Genomic DNA, 19,266 nt, shown 5'->3' on the forward strand with positions numbered 1-19,266 from the left:
ACAATTAAACAGGGGTAGTGCCGATGGTCTGGATTTCACGCTGGATCGCGTTTTTTTCCAGCATGTGCAGAGGCAGGCTCAGAAAAATGTTCACGCGTGTCATGATCTGGCGGAAGATGCGATGGAAAGCGGCGCGCTTTTCCTCATCGGTTCCGACTACTGCCGCAGGGTCTTCGAAACCCCAGTGCGCCGACATGGGATGGCCGGGCCAGTAAGGACATACCTCGCCGGCGGCGTTGTCGCAAACGGTGAAAATGAAATCCATGTGCGGCGCGGCCGGCGTCGCAAATTCATCCCAGCTTTTGCTGCGCAGCTGCTCGATTGGATACCCCGTTTCCGTCACCAGCTCAAGGGCAAATGGGTTGACCGCGCCGCCAGGGGAACTGCCGGCTGAAAAGCCGCGGAAGCGGCCCTTGGCCATCGTCGTCAACAACGCTTCGGCCATGATGCTGCGGGCCGAGTTGCCGGTGCAGAGGAATAGTACGTTGTAAATTTTCTCTTGCATGGGAAACTCCGGATCAGGTGGGCGATTTCGAGGTGTCGCGAGCTATGGGGCCGCAAGGGACGCCGCCGCAGCAATTTTCGGTCAGGTAGCCGATCAGACTATTCATGACAACGACATCGGTCGAGTAAATGATGAAGCGGCCTTCGCTGCGCGAAGTGATAAGCCTGGCGTGCGAGAGCTCCTTCAAGTGAAACGACAGCGAAGAAGGCGCGATGTCGAGTTGCTCGGCGATCCTGGTCGCAGCCATTCCTTCGGGACCCACTTGTACCATCAGCCGAAAAATGGCGAGCCGGCTCTCTTGGGCGATGGCGGACAAGGCCGTCAACACTTCCTTGGTATCCATATGATTCACTTCCATTATTCAGTAATTATCGAAGTATTTTAGCTTAGAAGCTTCAACGATTCAAATATTATCGAATCATTGTGACAGTGTCGTGACGTCTTTCAGGCACGCTGGCTTAGCACGACGGTCTTAGTGCCAACTAAAAAAAAAAGCGTCGCGCCCGCCATTGGCGGACCCGACTTCCTGCAGAGGCTCGCATCCCTGCCGAGCCTCAAGCTGCGCGGCGCTTAGATGATCGCCGGCAGTTTCGGCAGCAGCTTGTCGAGCGTGATCGGATACTCGCGCACCCGCACCCCCGTCGCGTTGTAGATTGCATTTGCAATCGCCGCGCCCACGCCGCAGATGCCGAGCTCGCCTACGCCCTTCGCCTTCATCGGCGACGACATCGGGTCGGTCTCGTCCAGGAAAATGACTTCCTGGTGCGGGATGTCCGAATGCACCGGCACCTCGTAGCTGGCCAGGTCATGGTTGACGAAGAAACCGAAGTCCTGCCGCTTGTCGACATACAGCTCCTCCATCAGCGCCGCGCCGACGCCCATCGTCATCGCGCCGATCACCTGGCTGCGCGCCGACTTCGGATTGAGGATGCGCCCGGCCGCGCAGACGGCCAGCATGCGCCGCACCCGCGTCTCGCCCGTGAAGGCATCGACTGCCACTTCGACGAAGTGGGCACCAAACGTCGACTGCTGGAACTTTTTGTCGAGGTCGCCGTATTCCATGAAGTCCTCGGCCACCAACGGGCCGCTGGCGGCCGCCTGGCGCAAGGGCAGGGAGCGGCCGCCCGATTTCACCATGCCATCGGCAAACTCCACATCGGCAGCAGGCAGCCCCAGCTTTTCGGCCACCGCGGTGCGCATCTTGACGCAGGCGGCGTACACGCCGGCGGTCGAACTGTTGGCGCCCCACTGGCCGCCGGAGCCGGCCGAGACGGGAAAGTCCGAGTCGCCCAGCTTGACGGCCACCATGTTCAGCGGCACACCCATCATTTCGGCGGCCGTCTGGGCAATGATGGTGTAACTGCCGGTGCCGATGTCGGTCATGTCGGTTTCGACCGTCACCAGGCCGTTCGCGTCGAGGCGGATGCGCGCGGCCGACTTCATCACCAGGTTGTTGCGGAGAGCGGAGGCCACGCCCATGCCGATCAGCCATTGGCCTTCGCGCACCGTGCCCGGCACCGGGTCGCGCTTGTTCCAGCCGAAGCGCTCGGCGCCGCTGCGCATGCAGTCGATCAGGCGGCGCTGCGAGAAGCGGCGGTCCGGCTTTTCAGGATCGACCTTGGTGTCGTTGAGGATGCGAAACGTCACCGGATCGATCTTCAGCTTTTCTGCCATCTCGTCCATGGCGATTTCGAGCGCCATCATGCCCGGCGCCTCGCCCGGTGCGCGCATCGCATTGCCTTCTGGCAGGTCGAGCACGGCCAGGCGCATCGACGTCATGCGGTTCGGGCCGGCATAGAGCAGGCGAGTCTGCAGCACGGCGACTTCGAGGTTGCCGCCGGGCAGGTCGCCGGACCACGATTCATGGCCTATCGACGTGATCTTGCCGTCGCGGCTGGCGCCAATGCGGATGCGCTGGATCGTCGCCGGCCGGTGCGTCGTGTTATTGATCATCATCGGCCGCGGCAGCGCCACCTTGACCGGCCGCTTGACCGCGCGCGCGCCGAGCGCGGCCAGCACCGCCTCGGCGCGCAAGAACAGCTTGCCGCCGAAGCCGCCGCCGATGAACGGCGATATCAGGCGCACGTTTTCCTTCGGCACGCCGAGCGTCTTGGCCAGGTCGCCGCGCGTCCAGTTGATCATCTGGTTCGACGTCCACACGGTCAGCTTGTCGCCTTCCCACGCGGCGATCGACGCGTGCGGCTCCATCATCGCGTGCGACTGGTCGGGCGTGGTGTAGGTGGCATCGAGCTTGACCGGCGCCGCGGCGAATGCGCCGGCGAAGTTGCCGAACTTCGAATCGGGCTGGTCTTTCTTGGGCTTCTTGGCGGTATCTTTTGCCTTGGCCAGGTCGTAGGCGCCGCTGGCCTTGATGTACTTCACGCGCACCAGGCTGGCGGCGGCGCGCGCCTGTTCGAACGTTTCGGCCACCACCAGCGCGACCGCCTGGTGATAGTGATCGACTTCGGGACCGGCCAGCAGCCTGGCGGTATTGAAGTCGCCCTTGCCGAGCTTGCCGGCGCTGTCGGCGGTGACGATGGTGAGCACGCCCGGCGCGCGGCGCGCCTCGGCCAGGTCGATCGAACCGATGCGGCCCTTCGATATGGCGGCGGCGACGACGTAGCCAACCGCCGCATTCGGCGCGGCGGCGTGCTGTTCATGCGCATACAGGGCGGTGCCGGTGGTCTTCATCGGACCGTCGATGCGGTCGACCGGCTTGCCGACAATCTTCAGCTGGTCGATCGGATTGGTGGTGGCGGGAGTGGAAAATTTCATGCGGTCAGCCTTTCTTCGCGTCCGCCAGCACGGCGGCGAGGGTCCGCTGGACCAGGATAGTTTTGAAGGCGTTGTGCGCCGTGGTCTTGCCGCCGGCCAGCATCTGGTCGGCAACGACTTTGGCGCCGCGCGGCAAGCTCGCTTCGGCCACCTCGACGCGCCACGGCTTGTGCGCCACGCCGCCGAGGGCGACACGGCCGCCGCCGTCGGGCTGGATGATGGCCGCCACCGAGACCAGCGCAAACGCGTACGACGAACGGTCGCGCACCTTGCGGTAGACCTGCCGCCCGCCCACCGGTTTTGGCAGCTTGACGCTGGTGATCAGTTCGCCTGGCATCAGCGCGTTTTCGATATGAGGCGTGTTGCCCGGCAGCTTATGGAAGTCGGCGATCGGAATCGTGCGCACCGAGCCGTCCGGGCGGATCGTTTCGATCTCGGCGTCGAGCACGCGCATCGCGATCGCCATGTCGCTCGGGTGGGTGGCGATGCACGATTTGCTCGAACCGACGATGGCGTGGGTGCGGCTGATGCCGCCGATGGCGGAGCAGCCGCTGCCCGGCACGCGCTTGTTGCACGGCTGGTTGGTGTCGTAGAAATAGGCGCAGCGGGTGCGCTGCAGCAGGTTGCCCGACGTCGTGGCCTTGTTGCGCAGCTGCCCGGAAGCGCCCGACAGCAAGGCGCGCGACAGCACCGCGTAGTCGCGCCGCACGCGCAGGTCGGACGCCAGGTCGGTGTTGCGCACCAGGGCGCCGATGCGCAGCGAGCCGTCGGCAAGCGCTTCGATCTTGTTCAGTGCCAGGCCGTTGACGTCGATCAGGTGGGTCGGCGTCTCGATTTCGAGCTTCATCAGGTCGAGCAGGTTGGTGCCGCCGGCGATGAACCTGGAGTTCGGGGTGCGCAGCGCGGCGGCGGCCGCTTCAGCCGGCGTGCTCGCGCGCTGATAGGTAAACGCCTTCATGTCGTGCTCCCGGCCACCTCGGTAATTGCATCGAGGATATTCGAATAGGCGCCGCAGCGGCAGATGTTGCCGCTCATGCGCTCGCGGATTTCTTCGGCGTTCATTGGCGGCGGCGCGCCCAGGTCGGCGGTGACGTGGCTCGGAATGCCTTGCTTGATTTCACCGATGACCGCAACGGCCGAGCAGATCTGCCCCGGAGTGCAGTAACCGCACTGGTAACCGTCGTGCTTGACGAAGGCGGTCTGCATCGCGTGCATCTTGCCCGGGTTGCCCAGGCCTTCGATCGTCGTGACGCTGGCGCCTTCATGCATCACGGCGAGCGTGAGGCAGGAATTGATGCGCCGGCCGTCGACGATGACGGTGCAGGCGCCGCACTGGCCGTGGTCGCAGCCTTTCTTGGTGCCGGTCAGGTGCAGGTTCTCGCGCAGCGCGTCGAGCAGCGACGTGCGCGTGTCGACGTCGAGCTGGCGGATAGTGCCGTTGACGTTGATCGATACTTTGTTGATGACCGGAGGGATGCCGGGCGCGGCCGGAGTGGATGCTTCCTGGGCGCCGGCCATCGAGGGCACCGCGGCGGCGGAGGCCGATATCGCACTCATGATCAGCAGGTCGCGCCTGGTAATTTTTACGTCGCTGAAGTCGTCCATCGTGGTTGTACCTGTACGTGATGTGGTGACGTCCTTCGCGAACAAATGACGCGCATCTTTGCGAAGGGCAATAAAAGGGCGGCATATGCCACCTGGCTCCGTTCTATTCTATGCCAGTTGCGAAGAATGCTACGTACGGTAGAGCGCTAGGCCCCATGAATGAAATTCATGAATGAAGTTCAGCCGCGCCGAGGGTTGATCGACCAAGCATGAGCAGCGTCAGAGGAAGCCACGGCGCCACCGTGCGCCGGCCCGGGACTGTGGGATGCTGTGCCGTGGCCAAAGAGGGCGGAGCATGAATCGTACGTTGATCTATTTGCTGACGTTCGCCGGCTTGACCGCTGCCGCCGCGCTGGCCACCGTGTACGTGCAGCGCGTGGCCGAAGACGAAGCGGTCGCGATCGCCAAGGCCAACGTGAGCCTTGCGCAGGCGGTCGGCATCGCCGAGCGCCACGTCGGCGGCAGGGCCGTGAGCGCCGAGTACGAGGATCAGCAAGGGCAGTGGGTATTCGCCGTCGAGGTCGTCAAGGGCAGAGGCACGATGGACGTCACCGTCGAGGCGGCGACCGGCAAGGTGCTGGCCGCGGTCGGCACCATCGACCCCGGCGGCGAGGCGGACAAGGACTAGCGCACCGGTTGCCGGTCAGGTATACGCAAGCAGGCGCCCGCAGCAAATCACCGCAATCCAGATCGCCAGCGACGCCAGCGCCTGCACCCGCGCCAGCGCCGGCGCCGGCTTCGTCGTGTTCCACCCCGCCACCGTGCGATAAACCCCAACATGGAACATCAGCGCATTCAATCCCGCCAGCACGATCAGCAGCAGCTTCAGCTGGAACACCCGGTTGCTGACGAAATCGTGCGGGTGCGCCGAGAACATCATCACGCCGGCCGGCACGATCAGCGCCAGGCTCGCAACCGACCACGGCAGCAGATGGCGGCCTAGCTGCTGCACCGGCAACGCACGGGCGAAGCCGAGCACGCGCAGGTCGAACATCGCGATCGAGCCGACCAGCATCACAAAGCCGACGATGTGGACAATTTCGACGATCGGATACATCCAGATGCTGCCGCGCATCGCCTGCGCCAGGGCGCTCGCGTCAAGCCACGTCAGCAGGCCGGATGCGCCTTGCATCAGCGCAGCTCCGTCGTCTTGTTCTCGATGGTGATGCGTTCGGCGCGCAGCTCTTCCGGTTTGCCGCGGTTCGGATAACCGTGGACGGTGGCACGGGCGCCTTTGACCAGCATCGTCGGCGCCAGCCCGCGGTTTTCCATGCGGCTAGGCGGCGCCAGCACCACCAGCCAGGTCTTGCCCTCAGTCTTGAGGCGCACGAAGCCGTGCGGGTGGACGTAGCCGGACTCCTCGATGGTGCCCGACAGGTTCAACGGCTGCTGCGCGTCGTATTCGCTCCAGCCGTGGTGGGCGCTCGCCTGCGCAGCGAGCAACAACGTCAACATGGCAATCCATTTCATCGTGCGCTCCTCGTGATTGTTAGTCAGAATTTCATTCTACGGCAGTCCTGATTATCGGGCGTGAAGAAACGGGTCAGACCCCTGCTGTGCGGCCGGCATGGCATTTCTGCTATTCTTCAGACAGTCAGTACTCCTGCAACCCGATCCATTCTTGTCAGAGGAAAACATGCCAGGCCTGCTCCCCAACGTCGATCCCGACGGTCTTCTTGAATACTCCGTGGTCTATTCCGATCGCGCAATCAACCACATGTCGCAATCGTTCCAGGGCGTCATGCGCGAAATTTCCGCCACGCTGAAGGACGTCTACAAGGCGCAGTCAGCCATCGTGGTGCCCGGCAGCGGCACGTTCGGCATGGAAGCGGTCGCGCGGCAATTTGCCACCGGCAAGCACTGCCTGGTGATCCGCAACGGCTGGTTCAGTTTCCGCTGGACCCAGATCTTCGACATGGGCAGCATTCCGTCCGGCTCCACCGTGCTGAAGGCGCGCCGCGTCGACGATGGCCGCCAGGCGGCATTCGCGCCGGCGCCGATCGCCGACGTGGTGGCCGCCATCGCGGCGGAAAAGCCGGCGGTCGTGTTCGCGCCGCATGTGGAGACAGCCTCCGGCATCATCCTGCCTGACGACTACCTGCGCCAGGTTGCCGACGCGGTGCATGCGGTGGGCGGACTGTTCGTGCTCGACTGCATCGCCTCGGGCACCGTGTGGGTCGACATGCAGGCGACCGGCGTCGATGTGCTGATCAGTGCGCCGCAGAAAGGCTGGAGTGGTTCGCCGTGCTGCGCTCTGGTAATGCTCAGCGCGCTGGCGCGCGACAAGATCGAGTCCACCACCAGCACCAGTTTCGCCTGCGACCTGCGCAAGTGGCTGCAGATCATGGAAGCGTACGAGCAGGGCGGCTTTGCCTACCACGCGACGATGCCGACCGATGCGCTGGCCGTGCTGCGCGACGTGATGAAGGAAACGGCTGCCTATGGCGTCGACAAGGTGTGCGCCGAGCAGCAGGAGCTGGGCAGGCGCGTGCGCGCGCTGCTGGCCGAAAAGGGTTTCAGGAGCGTGGCCGCGCCGGGATTCGAGGCGCCGGGCGTGATCGTCAGCTATACCGACGACGACGCCATGCAGTCGGCCAGGAAGTTTGTCGAGGCCGGCGTGCAGATCGGCGCCGGCGTGCCGCTGCAGTGCGACGAGCCGGCCGACTTCAAGACCTTCCGCATCGGCTTGTTCGGGCTCGACAAGCTGCACAATATCGAGCGCACCGTGAGCACGTTTGCGGCGGTGCTCGACAAGATGGGGTAGTGTTCCGTGCGGCCGTCAGGGATGGCCGTCGGCGTCGTGCCAGGCGACGTTCTTTTCGTCCTTTAGCGCGGCCAGGTCGCGGGCGAACATTTCGTTGAGCTCGTCGCGCGACTGCCGCGCCATCGAGATGTAGCGCTCCTGGTCCTTGTAGTACGGGTAGACCGCGTGCAGGCTCTTGATGTTGTGCAGCTTGAACTTGTTTGCCGCCGACCGCGCCCGGTACGCGCCGAAGCCAAGATGGCGCAGCACCTGCTGCCCAAGGGCGAGCGCGGCCTCGAACGTCTCGCGCTCGACAATCTCGACGCCGCGGTCCATCAGATCGTACAAATGCGTCACGTTGCGCGCCCGCGCCATGATCTTCAGGTCGGGGAACTCGCGCCGCACCGCGTCCACCAGCGCCAGGCTGTCTTCGATGCTGTCGATGGCGACGACCAGCGCGCGCGCCTTGCCGGCGCCGGCCGCATGCAGCAGGTCGACCCGCGTGACGTCGCCATAAAACACCTTGATGCCGAAGCGGCGCAGCAGCTCGACCTGTTCGGGATCGTGGTCCAGCACCGTCATCGTGATCTGGTTGGCGCGCAACAGGCGCCCGATGATCTGCCCGAACCGCCCGAAGCCGGCGATGATGACGTGGTCTTCCTGCGTCTCGATGATGTCGGCCGGGCGCCGGTTCTGGTCGCGATAGCGCGGCGCAATGACCCGGTCGTGCAGCAGCAACAGCAGCGGCGTGGCCACCATCGACAGCGCCACCACCACCACCAGGATCGACGCGGTCGCCGGCGTGAATACGCGCGCCGTCTCGGCGGCGGCAAACACGACAAAGGCGAACTCGCCGCCTTGCGACAATAAAAACGTGAACAGCGCGCGCTGGCTCGGCGGCACGTCGAACAGGCGCGACAGCGCATACAGCACCGCCAGCTTGATCGCCATGAAGCCGGCCACCAGCATCAGCACCAGCCCAGGCTGCGAAAAGAACACGCCGAAGTCGACCGACATGCCGACGGCGATGAAAAACAGGCCCAGCAGCAGTCCCTTGAACGGCTCCAGGTCGACCTGCAGCGCGTGTCGGTATTCTGAGTCGGCCAGCATCACGCCGGCCATGAAGGCGCCCAGCGCCATCGACATGCCGACCCACTGCATCAACAGCGCCACCGAGATGACCAGCAGCAGCGAGAACGACGTGAAAATCTCACGCATGCCGGTCTTGGCGATGAAGCGCAGGATCGGGCGCAGCAGGTAGCGCCCGCCGACGACCAGGCCGACCAGCACCGCGGCCACGCGCAGCGCGCCGAGCCAGCCCTCGCCGCTGCCGTGCACGGCGGCCACGCCCAGCACCGGCACCAGCGCAATCATCGGGATCGCGGCCATGTCCTGGAACAGCAGGATCGAGAATGCCGCCGAACCGGTCGGCGTCGTCTTCAAGTTGCGCTCCTCCAGCGTGGCGAGGGCGATCGCGGTCGACGACAGCGACAAGCCAAGCGCGGCGATGAGCGCCACTTTCCAGTCGACGCCGAACAGCATGGCCGCGCCGGCCAGCGCCGCCGCCACGCCGACGACCTGGGCGCCGCCCCAGCCGAAGATCGGCCGGCGCATCGACCACAGGCGGTCGGGTTCGAGCTCGAGTCCGATGATAAACAGCAGCAGCACGACGCCGAATTCGGAAAAATGCAGGATGTCCTCGACCTCGGTGATCAGGCGCAATCCCCACGGCCCGATGATGACGCCGGCCAGCAGGTAGCCGAGCACGGCGCCCATGCCGAAGCGCCTGGCGAGCGGCACCGCCACCACGGCCGCAGCCAGATACACCACGGCATTTGTCAGCAGGCTATGTTCCATGGGGTTGCGCGGCGTACTCGAGGTTGATGGGAGCCGGCAGCGCGCCGGCCAGTTGCTGCAGGCGGGCGACGAACTGGCCGACATGCGCGTCGACCGTGCCCGCCTCGACCTCGTGCGCGCCGTGCAGGATGTGCGGGGCGATCCAGCGCATGCCGCACAGCGCCGCGGTCTGCTCGGCCGGCGCGAGGAAGTCGCTGAACGGGCGGCCGTGCAGCTTGCCCGGCGCGTACTCGTCGGCGTGGCCGCCGGTGGTGGCCACCAGCCAGTTGGTCTTGCCGTTGCAGGCGCTGCCGCCGGGGCCGTACGCCCAGCCGTCTTCGAGCACGACGTCGATCCATTCCTTCATCAGCGACGGCATGCTGTACCACTGCATCGGGTACATGAAGATGATCGCCTCGGCCTGCGCCACCAGCGCCTGTTCGCGCGTGACGTCGATGTAGAAGTCGGGATAGTTTTCGTAGAGGTCGCTGACGAAGACGCCGTCGACCATCCGCGCGGCGTCGGCCAGCCGCCGGTTGACGCGCGACAGGTGCGGCGCCGGATGGGCGTACTGGACCACGATGCGGTTCGGATTCATGGAGGGCGCTTTCGAGGCGTAGCAATACGATATCGAATTATCGCTGAAAACCGGATCCTCGGCGCGGCTGTCGGCCGATGGTAACGGCGGCCGTGGCCGCCATGTTCATTTACGCCGCCTGCGTAGCCAGTTTCTCCACCGCCGCCATGATGCGCTCAGGCGCGGCATAGTGCGCCATGTGGCCGACGCCTTCCTCCATCGTCAGTTCGCTGTGCGAGATCTCCTGGTGCAGCCGCCCCGAGTTGCTTTTCGCGTCCGCCACCAGGTCGCCGCTGCCGGCGATCAGCGCCACCGGCATCGTGATCTCCGCATAGCGTTTCGACAGCCGCTCGGCAGTCGGCACCATCATGCTGCTGTCGGACGCGGCCGCTTTGAGCTGGCCGGGCCGCAACGTCATCCACACCGGCAGGCGATCGAAACGCTCTGGTGTCTTTTCGGGCAAGAACATCTGCTTGACCAGCGCCGGCCACAGCATGCGGCCGACCAAAGGCGCCAGCGTGTAGCGATAGGCGTGGCCCAGCACTGGCAGCGCCGGCATCGACGCGAGCGCCGCATCGATCCGGGTGCTCGGATAGAAATAGCCGCCCACCAGCGCGATGGCGCGCACGTAGCGCGGGTAGTCGAGCGCCATCGCCAGCGCCACCTGGGTGCCAAGCGAATGGCCGACGACGATCGGCCGCTCCACCCGCAGTTCGTGCAGTGCGTTGTACAGCAGTTTCGCCTGCGCTTCCGGCGTCCAGCTGGTGTGCGACGGCCGCTCGCTGTAACCGAAACCGGGACGGTCGAAGGCGATCACGCGGTGCGTCCTGGCCGCCTGTTCCATCAGGCCGCTGAGGGCGAAATCGTCGGCAAACAGGCCATTGCCATGCAACAGCACCAGCGCCGGGCCTTCGCCGCGCTCGATGTAGTGCAGCCGTACGCCATCGACGTCGATGAACTTGCCGGCGGGTGGATATTTTTCTTCGACAGATTTTTTCTTGGCCTGCACGACGACAAAGGCGGCGGCGAGTCCGGCGGCCGCGGCGAACAGGGCAGGCGTGCGCCACTGTTTCGCGCGGCGGGTCGGCAACAGCATGGTCGGATACATAGTTTCTCCTTGAACAGAATATCGGGGGAAATGCCAAACGGAGCCAGGCTGCGATTGCGGCGTGGCTCCGTGTGGATGAAACGAGTCAGGTGGTATTAGTGCTTTTGCTCTTGCTTGGCGCCACCGCCGGCGCCTTCATGGCTGCCGGCTTTTTCGCGGCTCATGTGGTCATGGCTGCTTTTGTCGTTCTGTTTGACCGTCGACTTGGCATCGGCTTCTGTTTCCGATTGCGGCTTGCCCGATTGTTCGTTCTGGTTGCCGCTCGATTTCGATTGGGTCATGGTAAATCTCCTTGGGTCGTGTGGATGAACTGGTATCCATTGTCAGGCTTGCACCAAGGACCGTCTGTGCGTTATTCAACCATGGCGCCATTCGCGGCGATAATCCGGCCCAGCGTGGCCATCGCCGCCTCGTGGAGCTCGTCCCACGGGTGGCCGTAGTTCAGGCGCAGGCAGTTGAGGAACTTGCGCTCGGCCGAAAACATCGGGCCGGGCGCCACGCTGATGCCCAGCGACAGCGCGCTGCGCTGGATCTGCAGCACGTCGACCTGGCCAGGCAGCTCGACCCAGACGAAGTAGCCGCCGGCCGGCCGCGTCGCCTTGGTACCGCGCGGAAAATAGCGCGCCACCGCCTGCAGCATCGCCGTTTGCTGCACCGACAGCGCGTGGCGCAGCTGGCGCAGGTGGCGGTCGTAGCCGCCCTTGGCCAGGTAGTCGGCAATGGCGCCTTGCGCCGGCGCCGACGCCGACAGGGTGCGCGACAGTTTCAGCCGCGCCACCGCGCCGGCAAACTTGCCGGGCGCAGCCCAGCCGACCCGGTAGCCGGGCGCCAGGCACTTCGAAAACGACGAGCAGTGCATCACCAGGCCGGCCTTGTCGAACGCTTTTGCCGGCAGCGGCCGGCGGCCGCCGAAATACAGCTCGCCGTAGACGTCGTCTTCGATCAGCGGCACGGCGTGCTCGGCCAGCAGGGCCACCAGCGCCTGCTTCTTTTCGTCCGACATCAGGCCGCCAAGCGGATTCTGGAAGTTCGTCATCAGCCAGCAGGCGCGCGGCTTGTGCCGCTCCAGCGCCAGGGCCAGCTGCGCCAGGTCGATCCCTTCGCGCGGGTGGGTGGCGACCTGGATCGCCTTCAGCCCCAGCCCCTCGAGCGCCTGCAGCGCGCCATAAAAGGTGGGCGACTCGATGATCACGCTGTCGCCCGGGCGCGCCACCGTGTGCAGGCACAGGCTGAGCGCCTCGAGCGCGCCGTTGGTGATGACGATGTCGTCGGTGTGCACGTGCATGCCGTCGGCCAGGTAGCGCAGCGCGATCTGGCGCCGCAGCGTCGGGTTGCCGGGCGTGAGGTCGTCGACGGTGCTCCAGGGATCCATCTTCTGGATGCTGGCGGCCATCGATTTGGCCAGCCGCGCGAACGGGAACAGCAGCGGGCTCGGAAAGGCCGAGCCGAACGGCACCACGTCGCGGTTCTGCGCCGACGCCAGGATGTCGAACACCAGCTCGCTGACGTCGACCTCGGTCGATTCAGGCGTCGGCAGCGAGGCGTTGTCGATTTCCGGCAGCGCCGACCTGGCGCCGGCGATGACGTAGTAGCCGGAGCGCTCGCGCGCCCGGATCAGGCCGCGCGCCTCGAGCAGGTAATAGGCCTGGAACACCGTCGACGCGCTGACGGCGCGGCTGGCGCCGGCCTGGCGAACCGACGGCAGCCGGTCGCCCAGCTTCATGACGCCCGTGCGGATCGACTGCGCGATGTCCTCGGCGAGCGCCTCGTAGCGTTTCATCGGCCCGCTAGCTGATGGCGAACCGGACCGCGAGGACGATGGCGCCAATGAAGATCACGGTGCCGATCAGGGCGGCGATGATCACGTACACCGGATTCATGCCGCCGGCGACGTCCTGGTCGAAATCGCGCTTTCTGCGCAGGCCGATGAAGGACCAGGCGATCGCTTTCATGGTGCTGAGGAAAGAACGCTTTTCTTGTGGGGGTGGAGTTGGTTCAACCATGTTCTTAAAGGGAAATTGAATACGCATTGTAGCGCCGGGCTGCACCATTAAACAGAAGCAGAACTTCTTCAATTTACCATATCAGAGGCAGCTGCCCCGAGTTTTCACCCATCGGCTGCGTGCGGCTGCTGGAAACGGGCGCGGACCTTGCGGGCGGCGAACACGCGCACATAGTCGGGCACGCGCGCGTGCGCCTTCAGGTCGGCATACAGTTCGGTGTACACGTTGGCAATTTCCTCGGGCGCCCGCGCGAGGTCGCGTGCGATGGCTTCAATCTCGCGTTTGGCCCCCTTGCTTTCGGCAGTTTCCTGGTACAGCGCGTACTTGTTTTCATGGATATCGGGTGAATGACCACTGGTTTGCATTGCGAGTTCCTTGACAGGGAGAGTTGGTAGCGCGCGGAGGCGGTAGCGATGTCTTACGTCAACAGGCCGGACCCGAGCGCACGGGGACGTTGAGCATCCTGCTTGAGAAATTCGGCACCTACCTTAAACCAGACTTCGCTGGGCAACACGCGTTGGGCGATGGGGAGCAGCACGTCCTCTTCACAGGCGAGGCGTTCCAGCAGATTGCGGCAGTACGCTTGCACCAGTGCGCACGCGTTGACATTCTGATGGGCGTCGCGATCGGCGCCTGAGCGCAGGGCCGACCGTATGCGCGGCAGTATGTCAAGACCGGATTGACCGAGACGTTCAAGCTTGCGCAGCGGCTCGCCTGCTTCGCCGGCGGCGGCGCGCAAGGCAGGAAACAGCGCATTTTCCAGCCGCAGCTGGTGATGCGATTCGGCGAACCTGATTAATTGTTCGGAACGGTGCGCCAGTTCCAGGCAGTCAACATCGGCGTGGTGCGACGGCTGCGCCACGCAATCGAGCAGGTGCTGGATCGCGGCGCGCTGCTGGGTTTGCTCAATCCTGAGAATTAGCAGTGCGCACGTGGAAAGCAGCATGGCGGACCCCTTTCTTTCTGCCGCGGCGGGCGGCAAGCCTGAAGTCCAGTGTAGGTCTCGTTAATGACCGCACGGTGACATTTGTCGCGGCAGCGGCCCCGTCGTTACGCGGCATGACCGGCCTGCCGCGCCATCTGCTACGCAAAAATAGCGGCAAACTGAATCTGTTATGTTTGGCGTGGTTTGACTAAGCTGCTGCCATGCCAATTTAAAACACCCAGGTCGATGACTATTTCAAACAAGCTGGTCGGAGTATTGTTTCTGGCGAACGCGCTCGTCGCCGGTTCCGCCTTCGCCTCGAGCATCAAGCCGCCCGACACCGTGGCACAGCGCGCGGTCGCGTACATCGCCTGCCACGGCAAGGACGGGCGCGCCACCAGCGACGGCTTTTTTCCGCGCATCGCCGGCAAGCCGGCCGGCTACCTGTACAACCAGTTGATCAATTTCCGCGACGGCACCCGCAGCTACCCGTTGATGACCTACATGGTCGGCCACATGTCGGACCAGTACCTGCAGGAAATCGCGCAGTATTTCTCCGAGCAGCACCCGCCGTACGCGGCGCCGCAGCCGGCCAGGGCGTCGGCCGACAGCATGGCGCTGGGCCGGCGCCTGGTGCTGACGGGCGACCCTGCGCGCAAGGTTCCGGCCTGCATCGCCTGCCATGGCGAAACCCTGCGCGGCGTCTTGCCGGCGATTCCAAGCCTGCTCGGCTTGCCGCGCGACTACGTCAACGCCCAGATCGGCGCCTGGAAGAACGGCGCGCGCAAGGCCAGGGCGCCCGACTGCATGGCGCACATCAGCAAGCAGTTGAGTAGCGAGGAAGTCGGCGCCATCTCGTCATGGCTGGCCACCCAGCCGATCCCGCGCGACATGGCGCCGGCCGCCTCCGTCACGCTGCCCACTCCCTGCGGCAGCGCCCAATAACGTCATCGGTAATCTTATGAAGCGAATCGCTCTGGCCATGCTGGCAATGGCAATACTGGGGCTGGCGACGCTCGCCGCCATTGAATTTACGCGTGCAGCGCACACCGGCAAGCCGGCGCCGGTGGCCGACGTGGCGGCGCAGGTCCGTGCCGGCCAATACCTGGCCAGCGTCGGCAACTGCGTCGGCTGCCACACTGTGCGCGGCGGCCAGCAATACGCTGGCGGGCGCGGCCTGGCCACGCCGTTCGGCACCATTTACGCGCCCAACCTGACGGCCGACCAGGGCACCGGCATCGGCGCCTGGACGGCCGACGACTTCTGGCAGGCCATCCACAACGGCAGGTCGAAAGACGGCAGCTTCCTGTATCCGGCGTTTCCCTATCCGAACTACACGAAAGTGTCGCGGGCCGACTCGGACGCGATGTTCGCCTACTTCCGGACCATCGCGCCGGTCGCGCAGCAGAACCGGCTCAACGAGCTGCGCTTCCCGTACAACCAGCGGCTGCTGCTGCCGGTGTGGCGCGCCTTCTATTTTGACCAGGGCGAATACGCCGGCGCGCCGGAGCAGGGCGCGCATTGGAACCGCGGCGCCTACCTGGTCGAAGGGCTGGGACATTGCAGCGCCTGCCACACCGGCCGCAATGCGCTCGGCGGCAGCATCGCCGACCAGCGCCTGGGCGGCGGCATGATTCCGATGCAAAACTGGTACGCGCCGCCGCTCGGCTCCGGCGACAGCGCCGCCGACATCGGCCAGCTGCTCAAGACGGGCGTGTCGGCGCGCAGCGCCGTGTTCGGGCCGATGGCCGAAGTCGTTGCCGGCAGCTTGCAGCATGCGACCGACGCCGACATCGGCGCGATGACGGCGTACCTGACAACGCTGCCGATGGCGGCGCCGGCGCCCGCCGCCCTTGTGAAACCCGCCGCGCAGGAAATGCTGCGCCAGGGCGCCGAGCTGTACAAGGCGCAGTGCGCCGAGTGCCATGGCGCCGACGGCAAGGGCGCCGCGGGGATCTATCCGTCGCTTGAAGCGAGCCGCGCGGTGGGGACGGCCAACCCGGTGAATGCGATCCGCATGGTGCTCAACGGCGGCTATCCGCCCAGCACCCACGGCAATCCGCGGCCGTACGGCATGCCGCCGTTCGGCCCGACCTTGTCGGACGCCGAAGTGGCGGCGGTGGTGTCGCACCTGCGCACCAGCTGGGGTCATCACGGCGGGACGGTGTCGGCGGTCGAGGTATCGCGCCTGCGCGGCGTGCCGATGGATTGAGCGCGTCGCGGCAGAGCAGTAGTCGCAAGGCGCGCGACGCGGCGAGGGCGAACTTCATATACTGAACCGCTACACACGTCATCATTGCATCGAGCATGAGCATGCGATCCGCGCCAGGCGTTGTCGGGAAGGGAGCGGCGAAGGCTATTCGCAGCCTTGCCGCCAGCGTTATTGCGAACATGCACATCATCGCCGCCTGCCTGCTGGCGGCGTTGTTCCTCAGCCTGCTGAGCTGGGGCGTGCTGCTCGGCGGCGCGGCGGCCGACCGCGACGAGGGCGTGCGCGCCTCGCTCGAACAGGCCCGCGCGATCGCCCACGCCTATTCCGAACAAGTGGCGCGCGCCGTCAACTGGCACGACCTGGTGCTACGCCAGACCCGCGACAGCTGGGGCCTGTCCGCACACGGCCTGAACCTGGAGTCGGCGCAGTCAGCCGAGATGTTTGCCGACGCCACGTTCTCCAACCTGGCAATTCTCGCCAGCGACGGCCGCCTCGTCACCGCCATGAAGCGGCAGGGCGAACTGGCACTGGCAGCGCAGGCGCGCTTTTTTCAAATCCATGCAGGCGCGCCAGCCGATCAGCTGGTCATCAGCCAGGTGATCGATGACTTCGGCAACGTCGCCGAACTGCAGTTCTCGCGCCCGATCCGCGCGGCCGGCGGCCGCTTCGACGGCGTCGTGCTGGTGCAAGTGGCCGCCCAAAAATTGACGCTCGACTTCTTCATGCAGCGCTTCCCGCCGGACGGCGTGGTCGGACTGGCCGGCGCCGACAGCCTGCCGCTGCTCACCGTCGCCGGTGGCATTCGGCCGGTGCGGCTGGCGCTGCCGCCGCTGGCCGCCGGCGGCGGCAGCGTGCTGGCCCCCGCCGCCTGGTTCGGCGACGGCCGCACGCGCTATTTCGGCTGGCACCAGGCCGGCGCCTACCCGCTCACCGCCTTTGTCGGCCTCGACCAGCAGAACATGCTCGCGCCGTTCGATGCCGCCCGCGAGGCGGCCGTGTCGCGCGCCATCTTCGCCACCGCCGCCCTGTTTGCCGGCGCCCTGGTCGTCATGGGCTTCCTGCTTCGGCTGACCTGGCGCAAGCGCGAGAGCCAGCGCACCGACGAGACCTACCGCATGGCCACCGAAGGCAGCAGCGACGGCTTTTTCATCCTTGGCATCTTGTTCAACGGCACCGGCGCGGTCGATGACTTCGAAGTGCTCGACTGCAACAAGCACGGCGCCGCGTTTTGCCACCAGCGGCGCGAAACGCTGATCGGACGGCGCTTCTCGGCGCTGTACCGCGACAACACCTTGGCCGAATTGCTCGAAGTGCTGCGCGGCGCCGTCAACACCGGCTCCTACGACGGCGAGCTGGAATTTCAGCTGGAAGGGGCCGACCGCTCGCGCTGGATGCAGCTCAAGGCGGTACGCTCGGAGCAGAAGCTGGCCATCACGCTGCGCGACATTTCCGAATCGAAGGCGCACGTGGCAGCGCTGGAGCACCGCGGCAACCACGACGCGCTGACCGGCCTGCCGAACCGCCACTGGCTGCAGTGGTACCTGCCGCAGGCGATCGGCCGCGCGCGCGAGCATCGCCAGACGCTGGCGCTGCTGTTCATCGACCTCGACGGCTTCAAGGCCGCCAACGACACCATGGGCCACGCCGCCGGCGACGAACTGCTGCGCCACGCCGCGCACCGGCTGAAGGAAGCGGTGCGCCCGCACGACCATGTCATCCGGCTCGGCGGCGACGAATTCGTCGTCATCCTGGAAAACAACCTGCGCGTCGAAGACGCCGCCATCGTCGCCGAGCGCGTCATCGCCGCCTTCAAGCCGAAGTTCAAGCTGATCGGCGGCACCGCGGTGCTGGGCACGTCGATCGGCATCAGCAGCTTTCCGACGGACGGCGACGATGCCGCCGCGCTGCTGCAGAATGCCGACGTGGCGATGTATTCGGTCAAGACCAGCGGCAAGGGCAGCTTCCGCTTCTTCGATCAGCAGTTCTACGAGGCGCTGCGCCAGCAACTCGAGTTCGAGCAGGAGCTGCGCCGCGCCATCGAGCACGACGAGTTCGTCGTGCACTACCAGCCGCGCATGGACCTGGCCAGCAGCCGCGCCACCAGCATGGAGGCGCTGGTGCGCTGGCTGCACCCGCGCCGCGGCCTGCTCGAGCCGGCCGAGTTCATCCCGCTGGCCGAAAAGACCGGCATGATCGTGCGCCTGGGCGAACTGGTGCTCGGCAAGGTGTGCGGCCAGCTGGCGCAGTGGGCGGCCAGGGAAGCGAACGTGGTGCCGGTGTCGGTCAATATCTCGTCGCGCCAGTTCAACGAGACCGATATCGCCCGCGTGTTTTCCGGCGCGATGGCGCGCCACAACGTCGCTCCCAGCCTGCTGGAAATTGAACTGACCGAGTCGTCGATGATGGGCGGCAGCAGCCACGTGCTCGAATCGCTGTCGAAGATCCGCGCCATGGGCATCAAGCTGCTGGTCGACGATTTCGGCACCGGCTACTCGTCGCTGGCGCAGCTGCAGTTGCTCGACTTCGACGTGCTCAAAGTCGACAAGGCATTTACCAGCCGCATCGAACAAACCGAGCAGGGCCGGATCTTGTTCGCCGCCATCATCACCATGGCGCACGCGCTCGGCATGCGGGTGGTGGCCGAGGGCGTCGAGACGGGCAAGCAGCTGAGCATCCTGCGCGCGCTGCGCTGCGATGAGGTGCAGGGTTATTTCATCTCGCTGCCGCAGGCGGCGGCCGAGGCGCAAAGCGTGCTGCTGTCGCCGGTGGCCTGAACTGGCGGTGCCGGGGCGGCTGCCGCGCACCGTGTAAGATGGCCCCTACGCTCCAACCTGTGGCAACTAACGTCTGAACAACAATGTCTTCACCGAGTGTGAGCACAGCCCTGCGTGCCCTGCGGCCGTTCCGGCTGGGCCGCTCGTCGTCGCCACGACGCTGCTGATCGTCATCCTCAGCGGGGCCACCGCGGTCATGTTAT

Annotated in this window: 20 protein-coding genes; 5 read left to right on the forward strand and 15 right to left on the reverse strand. The window is 65.5% G+C overall.

Annotated elements, in window-relative coordinates; all coding sequences use genetic code 11:
* Positions 1–4: 4 nt before the first annotated feature.
* The 5 genes from CR105_RS17365 to paoA form a co-directional block, all read right to left on the reverse strand.
* A complete protein-coding gene (locus CR105_RS17365; protein ID WP_099790435.1) occupies positions 5–505 on the reverse strand; it encodes an arsenate reductase ArsC in 501 nt (166 codons plus the stop codon).
* A gap of 13 nt (positions 506–518) precedes the next feature.
* On the reverse strand, positions 519–848 hold the full coding sequence (locus CR105_RS17370) for an ArsR/SmtB family transcription factor (protein ID WP_099790555.1): 330 nt from the start codon (positions 846–848) through the stop codon (positions 519–521).
* A gap of 227 nt (positions 849–1,075) precedes the next feature.
* The gene (gene paoC / locus CR105_RS17375; RefSeq protein WP_099790437.1) at positions 1,076–3,280 is read right to left on the reverse strand and encodes an aldehyde oxidoreductase molybdenum-binding subunit PaoC; all 2,205 of its coding nucleotides are present in this window, start codon (positions 3,278–3,280) and stop codon (positions 1,076–1,078) included.
* Between the two features lie 4 nt (positions 3,281–3,284).
* Positions 3,285–4,238: an FAD binding domain-containing protein gene (locus tag CR105_RS17380; protein WP_099790439.1), complete on the reverse strand. Its 954-nt coding sequence runs from the start codon at positions 4,236–4,238 to the stop codon at positions 3,285–3,287.
* Positions 4,235–4,885 carry an aldehyde dehydrogenase iron-sulfur subunit PaoA gene (gene paoA, locus CR105_RS17385; protein ID WP_099790441.1) on the reverse strand — a complete coding sequence of 217 codons (651 nt, stop codon included), beginning with the start codon at positions 4,883–4,885 and terminating at the stop codon, positions 4,235–4,237. Before paoA ends, CR105_RS17380 begins: the two co-directional genes overlap by 4 nt.
* Before the next feature lie 295 nt (positions 4,886–5,180).
* Between paoA and CR105_RS17390 the strand changes: the two genes are divergently transcribed.
* Complete coding sequence (locus CR105_RS17390; protein ID WP_099790442.1) at positions 5,181–5,513, forward strand: PepSY domain-containing protein; 333 nt, start codon at positions 5,181–5,183, stop codon at positions 5,511–5,513.
* A gap of 15 nt (positions 5,514–5,528) precedes the next feature.
* On the opposite strand, the gene CR105_RS17395 is transcribed toward CR105_RS17390, so the two are convergent.
* Positions 5,529–6,017, reverse strand: coding sequence for a DUF6644 family protein (locus CR105_RS17395; RefSeq protein WP_099790444.1), 489 nt, complete (start codon positions 6,015–6,017; stop codon positions 5,529–5,531).
* Complete coding sequence (locus CR105_RS17400) at positions 6,017–6,355, reverse strand: DUF6152 family protein (RefSeq protein WP_099790446.1); 339 nt, start codon at positions 6,353–6,355, stop codon at positions 6,017–6,019. The genes CR105_RS17395 and CR105_RS17400 overlap by 1 nt, the downstream gene beginning before the upstream one ends.
* A 166-nt stretch (positions 6,356–6,521) precedes the next feature.
* Here CR105_RS17400 and CR105_RS17405 point away from each other — a divergent pair, with 166 nt between their 5' ends.
* A complete protein-coding gene (locus CR105_RS17405; RefSeq protein ID WP_099790448.1) occupies positions 6,522–7,649 on the forward strand; it encodes an aminotransferase class V-fold PLP-dependent enzyme in 1,128 nt (375 codons plus the stop codon).
* Positions 7,650–7,664: 15 nt separating this feature from the next.
* On the opposite strand, the gene kefC is transcribed toward CR105_RS17405, so the two are convergent.
* From kefC to CR105_RS17445, 8 genes are all read right to left on the reverse strand, one after another.
* Entirely contained in the window at positions 7,665–9,485 is a 1,821-nt protein-coding gene (gene kefC, locus CR105_RS17410) for a glutathione-regulated potassium-efflux system protein KefC (RefSeq protein ID WP_099790450.1), read from the reverse strand.
* Positions 9,475–10,062, reverse strand: coding sequence for a glutathione-regulated potassium-efflux system oxidoreductase KefF (kefF, locus tag CR105_RS17415; protein ID WP_099790452.1), 588 nt, complete (start codon positions 10,060–10,062; stop codon positions 9,475–9,477). The genes kefC and kefF overlap by 11 nt, the downstream gene beginning before the upstream one ends.
* 109 nt (positions 10,063–10,171) lie before the next feature.
* The gene (locus tag CR105_RS17420; protein WP_099790454.1) at positions 10,172–11,149 is read right to left on the reverse strand and encodes an alpha/beta fold hydrolase; all 978 of its coding nucleotides are present in this window, start codon (positions 11,147–11,149) and stop codon (positions 10,172–10,174) included.
* A gap of 95 nt (positions 11,150–11,244) precedes the next feature.
* Positions 11,245–11,430: a hypothetical protein gene (locus tag CR105_RS17425; protein WP_099790457.1), complete on the reverse strand. Its 186-nt coding sequence runs from the start codon at positions 11,428–11,430 to the stop codon at positions 11,245–11,247.
* A 71-nt stretch (positions 11,431–11,501) separates the two neighbouring features.
* A complete protein-coding gene (locus CR105_RS17430) occupies positions 11,502–12,929 on the reverse strand; it encodes an aminotransferase-like domain-containing protein (protein ID WP_099790460.1) in 1,428 nt (475 codons plus the stop codon).
* A 7-nt stretch (positions 12,930–12,936) separates the two neighbouring features.
* Entirely contained in the window at positions 12,937–13,101 is a 165-nt protein-coding gene (locus CR105_RS17435; RefSeq protein ID WP_307189639.1) for a DUF2970 domain-containing protein, read from the reverse strand.
* A 155-nt stretch (positions 13,102–13,256) separates the two neighbouring features.
* Positions 13,257–13,517: a DUF3562 domain-containing protein gene (locus CR105_RS17440; protein WP_099790464.1), complete on the reverse strand. Its 261-nt coding sequence runs from the start codon at positions 13,515–13,517 to the stop codon at positions 13,257–13,259.
* A gap of 53 nt (positions 13,518–13,570) precedes the next feature.
* Complete coding sequence (locus tag CR105_RS17445; RefSeq protein WP_099790466.1) at positions 13,571–14,098, reverse strand: hemerythrin domain-containing protein; 528 nt, start codon at positions 14,096–14,098, stop codon at positions 13,571–13,573.
* A gap of 225 nt (positions 14,099–14,323) precedes the next feature.
* Between CR105_RS17445 and CR105_RS17450 the strand changes: the two genes are divergently transcribed.
* The 3 genes from CR105_RS17450 to CR105_RS17460 all read left to right on the forward strand — a co-directional run bounded on the left by CR105_RS17450 (position 14,324) and on the right by CR105_RS17460 (position 19,063).
* Entirely contained in the window at positions 14,324–15,022 is a 699-nt protein-coding gene (locus tag CR105_RS17450) for a c-type cytochrome (protein WP_131021688.1), read from the forward strand.
* Positions 15,023–15,038: 16 nt separating this feature from the next.
* The gene (locus tag CR105_RS17455) at positions 15,039–16,289 is read left to right on the forward strand and encodes a cytochrome c (protein WP_099790470.1); all 1,251 of its coding nucleotides are present in this window, start codon (positions 15,039–15,041) and stop codon (positions 16,287–16,289) included.
* A gap of 95 nt (positions 16,290–16,384) precedes the next feature.
* Positions 16,385–19,063: a bifunctional diguanylate cyclase/phosphodiesterase gene (locus tag CR105_RS17460; RefSeq protein ID WP_099790472.1), complete on the forward strand. Its 2,679-nt coding sequence runs from the start codon at positions 16,385–16,387 to the stop codon at positions 19,061–19,063.
* Positions 19,064–19,266: the final 203 nt, after the last annotated feature.

It is taken from the genome of Massilia eurypsychrophila (assembly GCF_002760655.1).
Lineage (GTDB): Bacteria > Pseudomonadota > Gammaproteobacteria > Burkholderiales > Burkholderiaceae_D > JAFCUW01.

What these genes read in the sequence shown, in the direction of transcription:
- CR105_RS17365 (WP_099790435.1), bottom strand. Translation starts at nt 505, where the DNA reads ATGCAAGAGAAAATTTACAACGTACTATTCCTCTGCACCGGCAACTCG.
- CR105_RS17370 (WP_099790555.1), bottom strand. Translation starts at nt 848, where the DNA reads ATGGATACCAAGGAAGTGTTGACGGCCTTGTCCGCCATCGCCCAAGAG.
- paoC (WP_099790437.1), bottom strand. Translation starts at nt 3,280, where the DNA reads ATGAAATTTTCCACTCCCGCCACCACCAATCCGATCGACCAGCTGAAG.
- CR105_RS17380 (WP_099790439.1), bottom strand. Translation starts at nt 4,238, where the DNA reads ATGAAGGCGTTTACCTATCAGCGCGCGAGCACGCCGGCTGAAGCGGCC.
- paoA (WP_099790441.1), bottom strand. Translation starts at nt 4,885, where the DNA reads ATGGACGACTTCAGCGACGTAAAAATTACCAGGCGCGACCTGCTGATC.
- CR105_RS17390 (WP_099790442.1), top strand. Translation starts at nt 5,181, where the DNA reads ATGAATCGTACGTTGATCTATTTGCTGACGTTCGCCGGCTTGACCGCT.
- CR105_RS17395 (WP_099790444.1), bottom strand. Translation starts at nt 6,017, where the DNA reads ATGCAAGGCGCATCCGGCCTGCTGACGTGGCTTGACGCGAGCGCCCTG.
- CR105_RS17400 (WP_099790446.1), bottom strand. Translation starts at nt 6,355, where the DNA reads ATGAAATGGATTGCCATGTTGACGTTGTTGCTCGCTGCGCAGGCGAGC.
- CR105_RS17405 (WP_099790448.1), top strand. Translation starts at nt 6,522, where the DNA reads ATGCCAGGCCTGCTCCCCAACGTCGATCCCGACGGTCTTCTTGAATAC.
- kefC (WP_099790450.1), bottom strand. Translation starts at nt 9,485, where the DNA reads ATGGAACATAGCCTGCTGACAAATGCCGTGGTGTATCTGGCTGCGGCC.
- kefF (WP_099790452.1), bottom strand. Translation starts at nt 10,062, where the DNA reads ATGAATCCGAACCGCATCGTGGTCCAGTACGCCCATCCGGCGCCGCAC.
- CR105_RS17420 (WP_099790454.1), bottom strand. Translation starts at nt 11,149, where the DNA reads ATGTATCCGACCATGCTGTTGCCGACCCGCCGCGCGAAACAGTGGCGC.
- CR105_RS17425 (WP_099790457.1), bottom strand. Translation starts at nt 11,430, where the DNA reads ATGACCCAATCGAAATCGAGCGGCAACCAGAACGAACAATCGGGCAAG.
- CR105_RS17430 (WP_099790460.1), bottom strand. Translation starts at nt 12,929, where the DNA reads ATGAAACGCTACGAGGCGCTCGCCGAGGACATCGCGCAGTCGATCCGC.
- CR105_RS17435 (WP_307189639.1), bottom strand. Translation starts at nt 13,101, where the DNA reads ATGAAAGCGATCGCCTGGTCCTTCATCGGCCTGCGCAGAAAGCGCGAT.
- CR105_RS17440 (WP_099790464.1), bottom strand. Translation starts at nt 13,517, where the DNA reads ATGCAAACCAGTGGTCATTCACCCGATATCCATGAAAACAAGTACGCG.
- CR105_RS17445 (WP_099790466.1), bottom strand. Translation starts at nt 14,098, where the DNA reads ATGCTGCTTTCCACGTGCGCACTGCTAATTCTCAGGATTGAGCAAACC.
- CR105_RS17450 (WP_131021688.1), top strand. Translation starts at nt 14,324, where the DNA reads ATGACTATTTCAAACAAGCTGGTCGGAGTATTGTTTCTGGCGAACGCG.
- CR105_RS17455 (WP_099790470.1), top strand. Translation starts at nt 15,039, where the DNA reads ATGAAGCGAATCGCTCTGGCCATGCTGGCAATGGCAATACTGGGGCTG.
- CR105_RS17460 (WP_099790472.1), top strand. Translation starts at nt 16,385, where the DNA reads ATGAGCATGCGATCCGCGCCAGGCGTTGTCGGGAAGGGAGCGGCGAAG.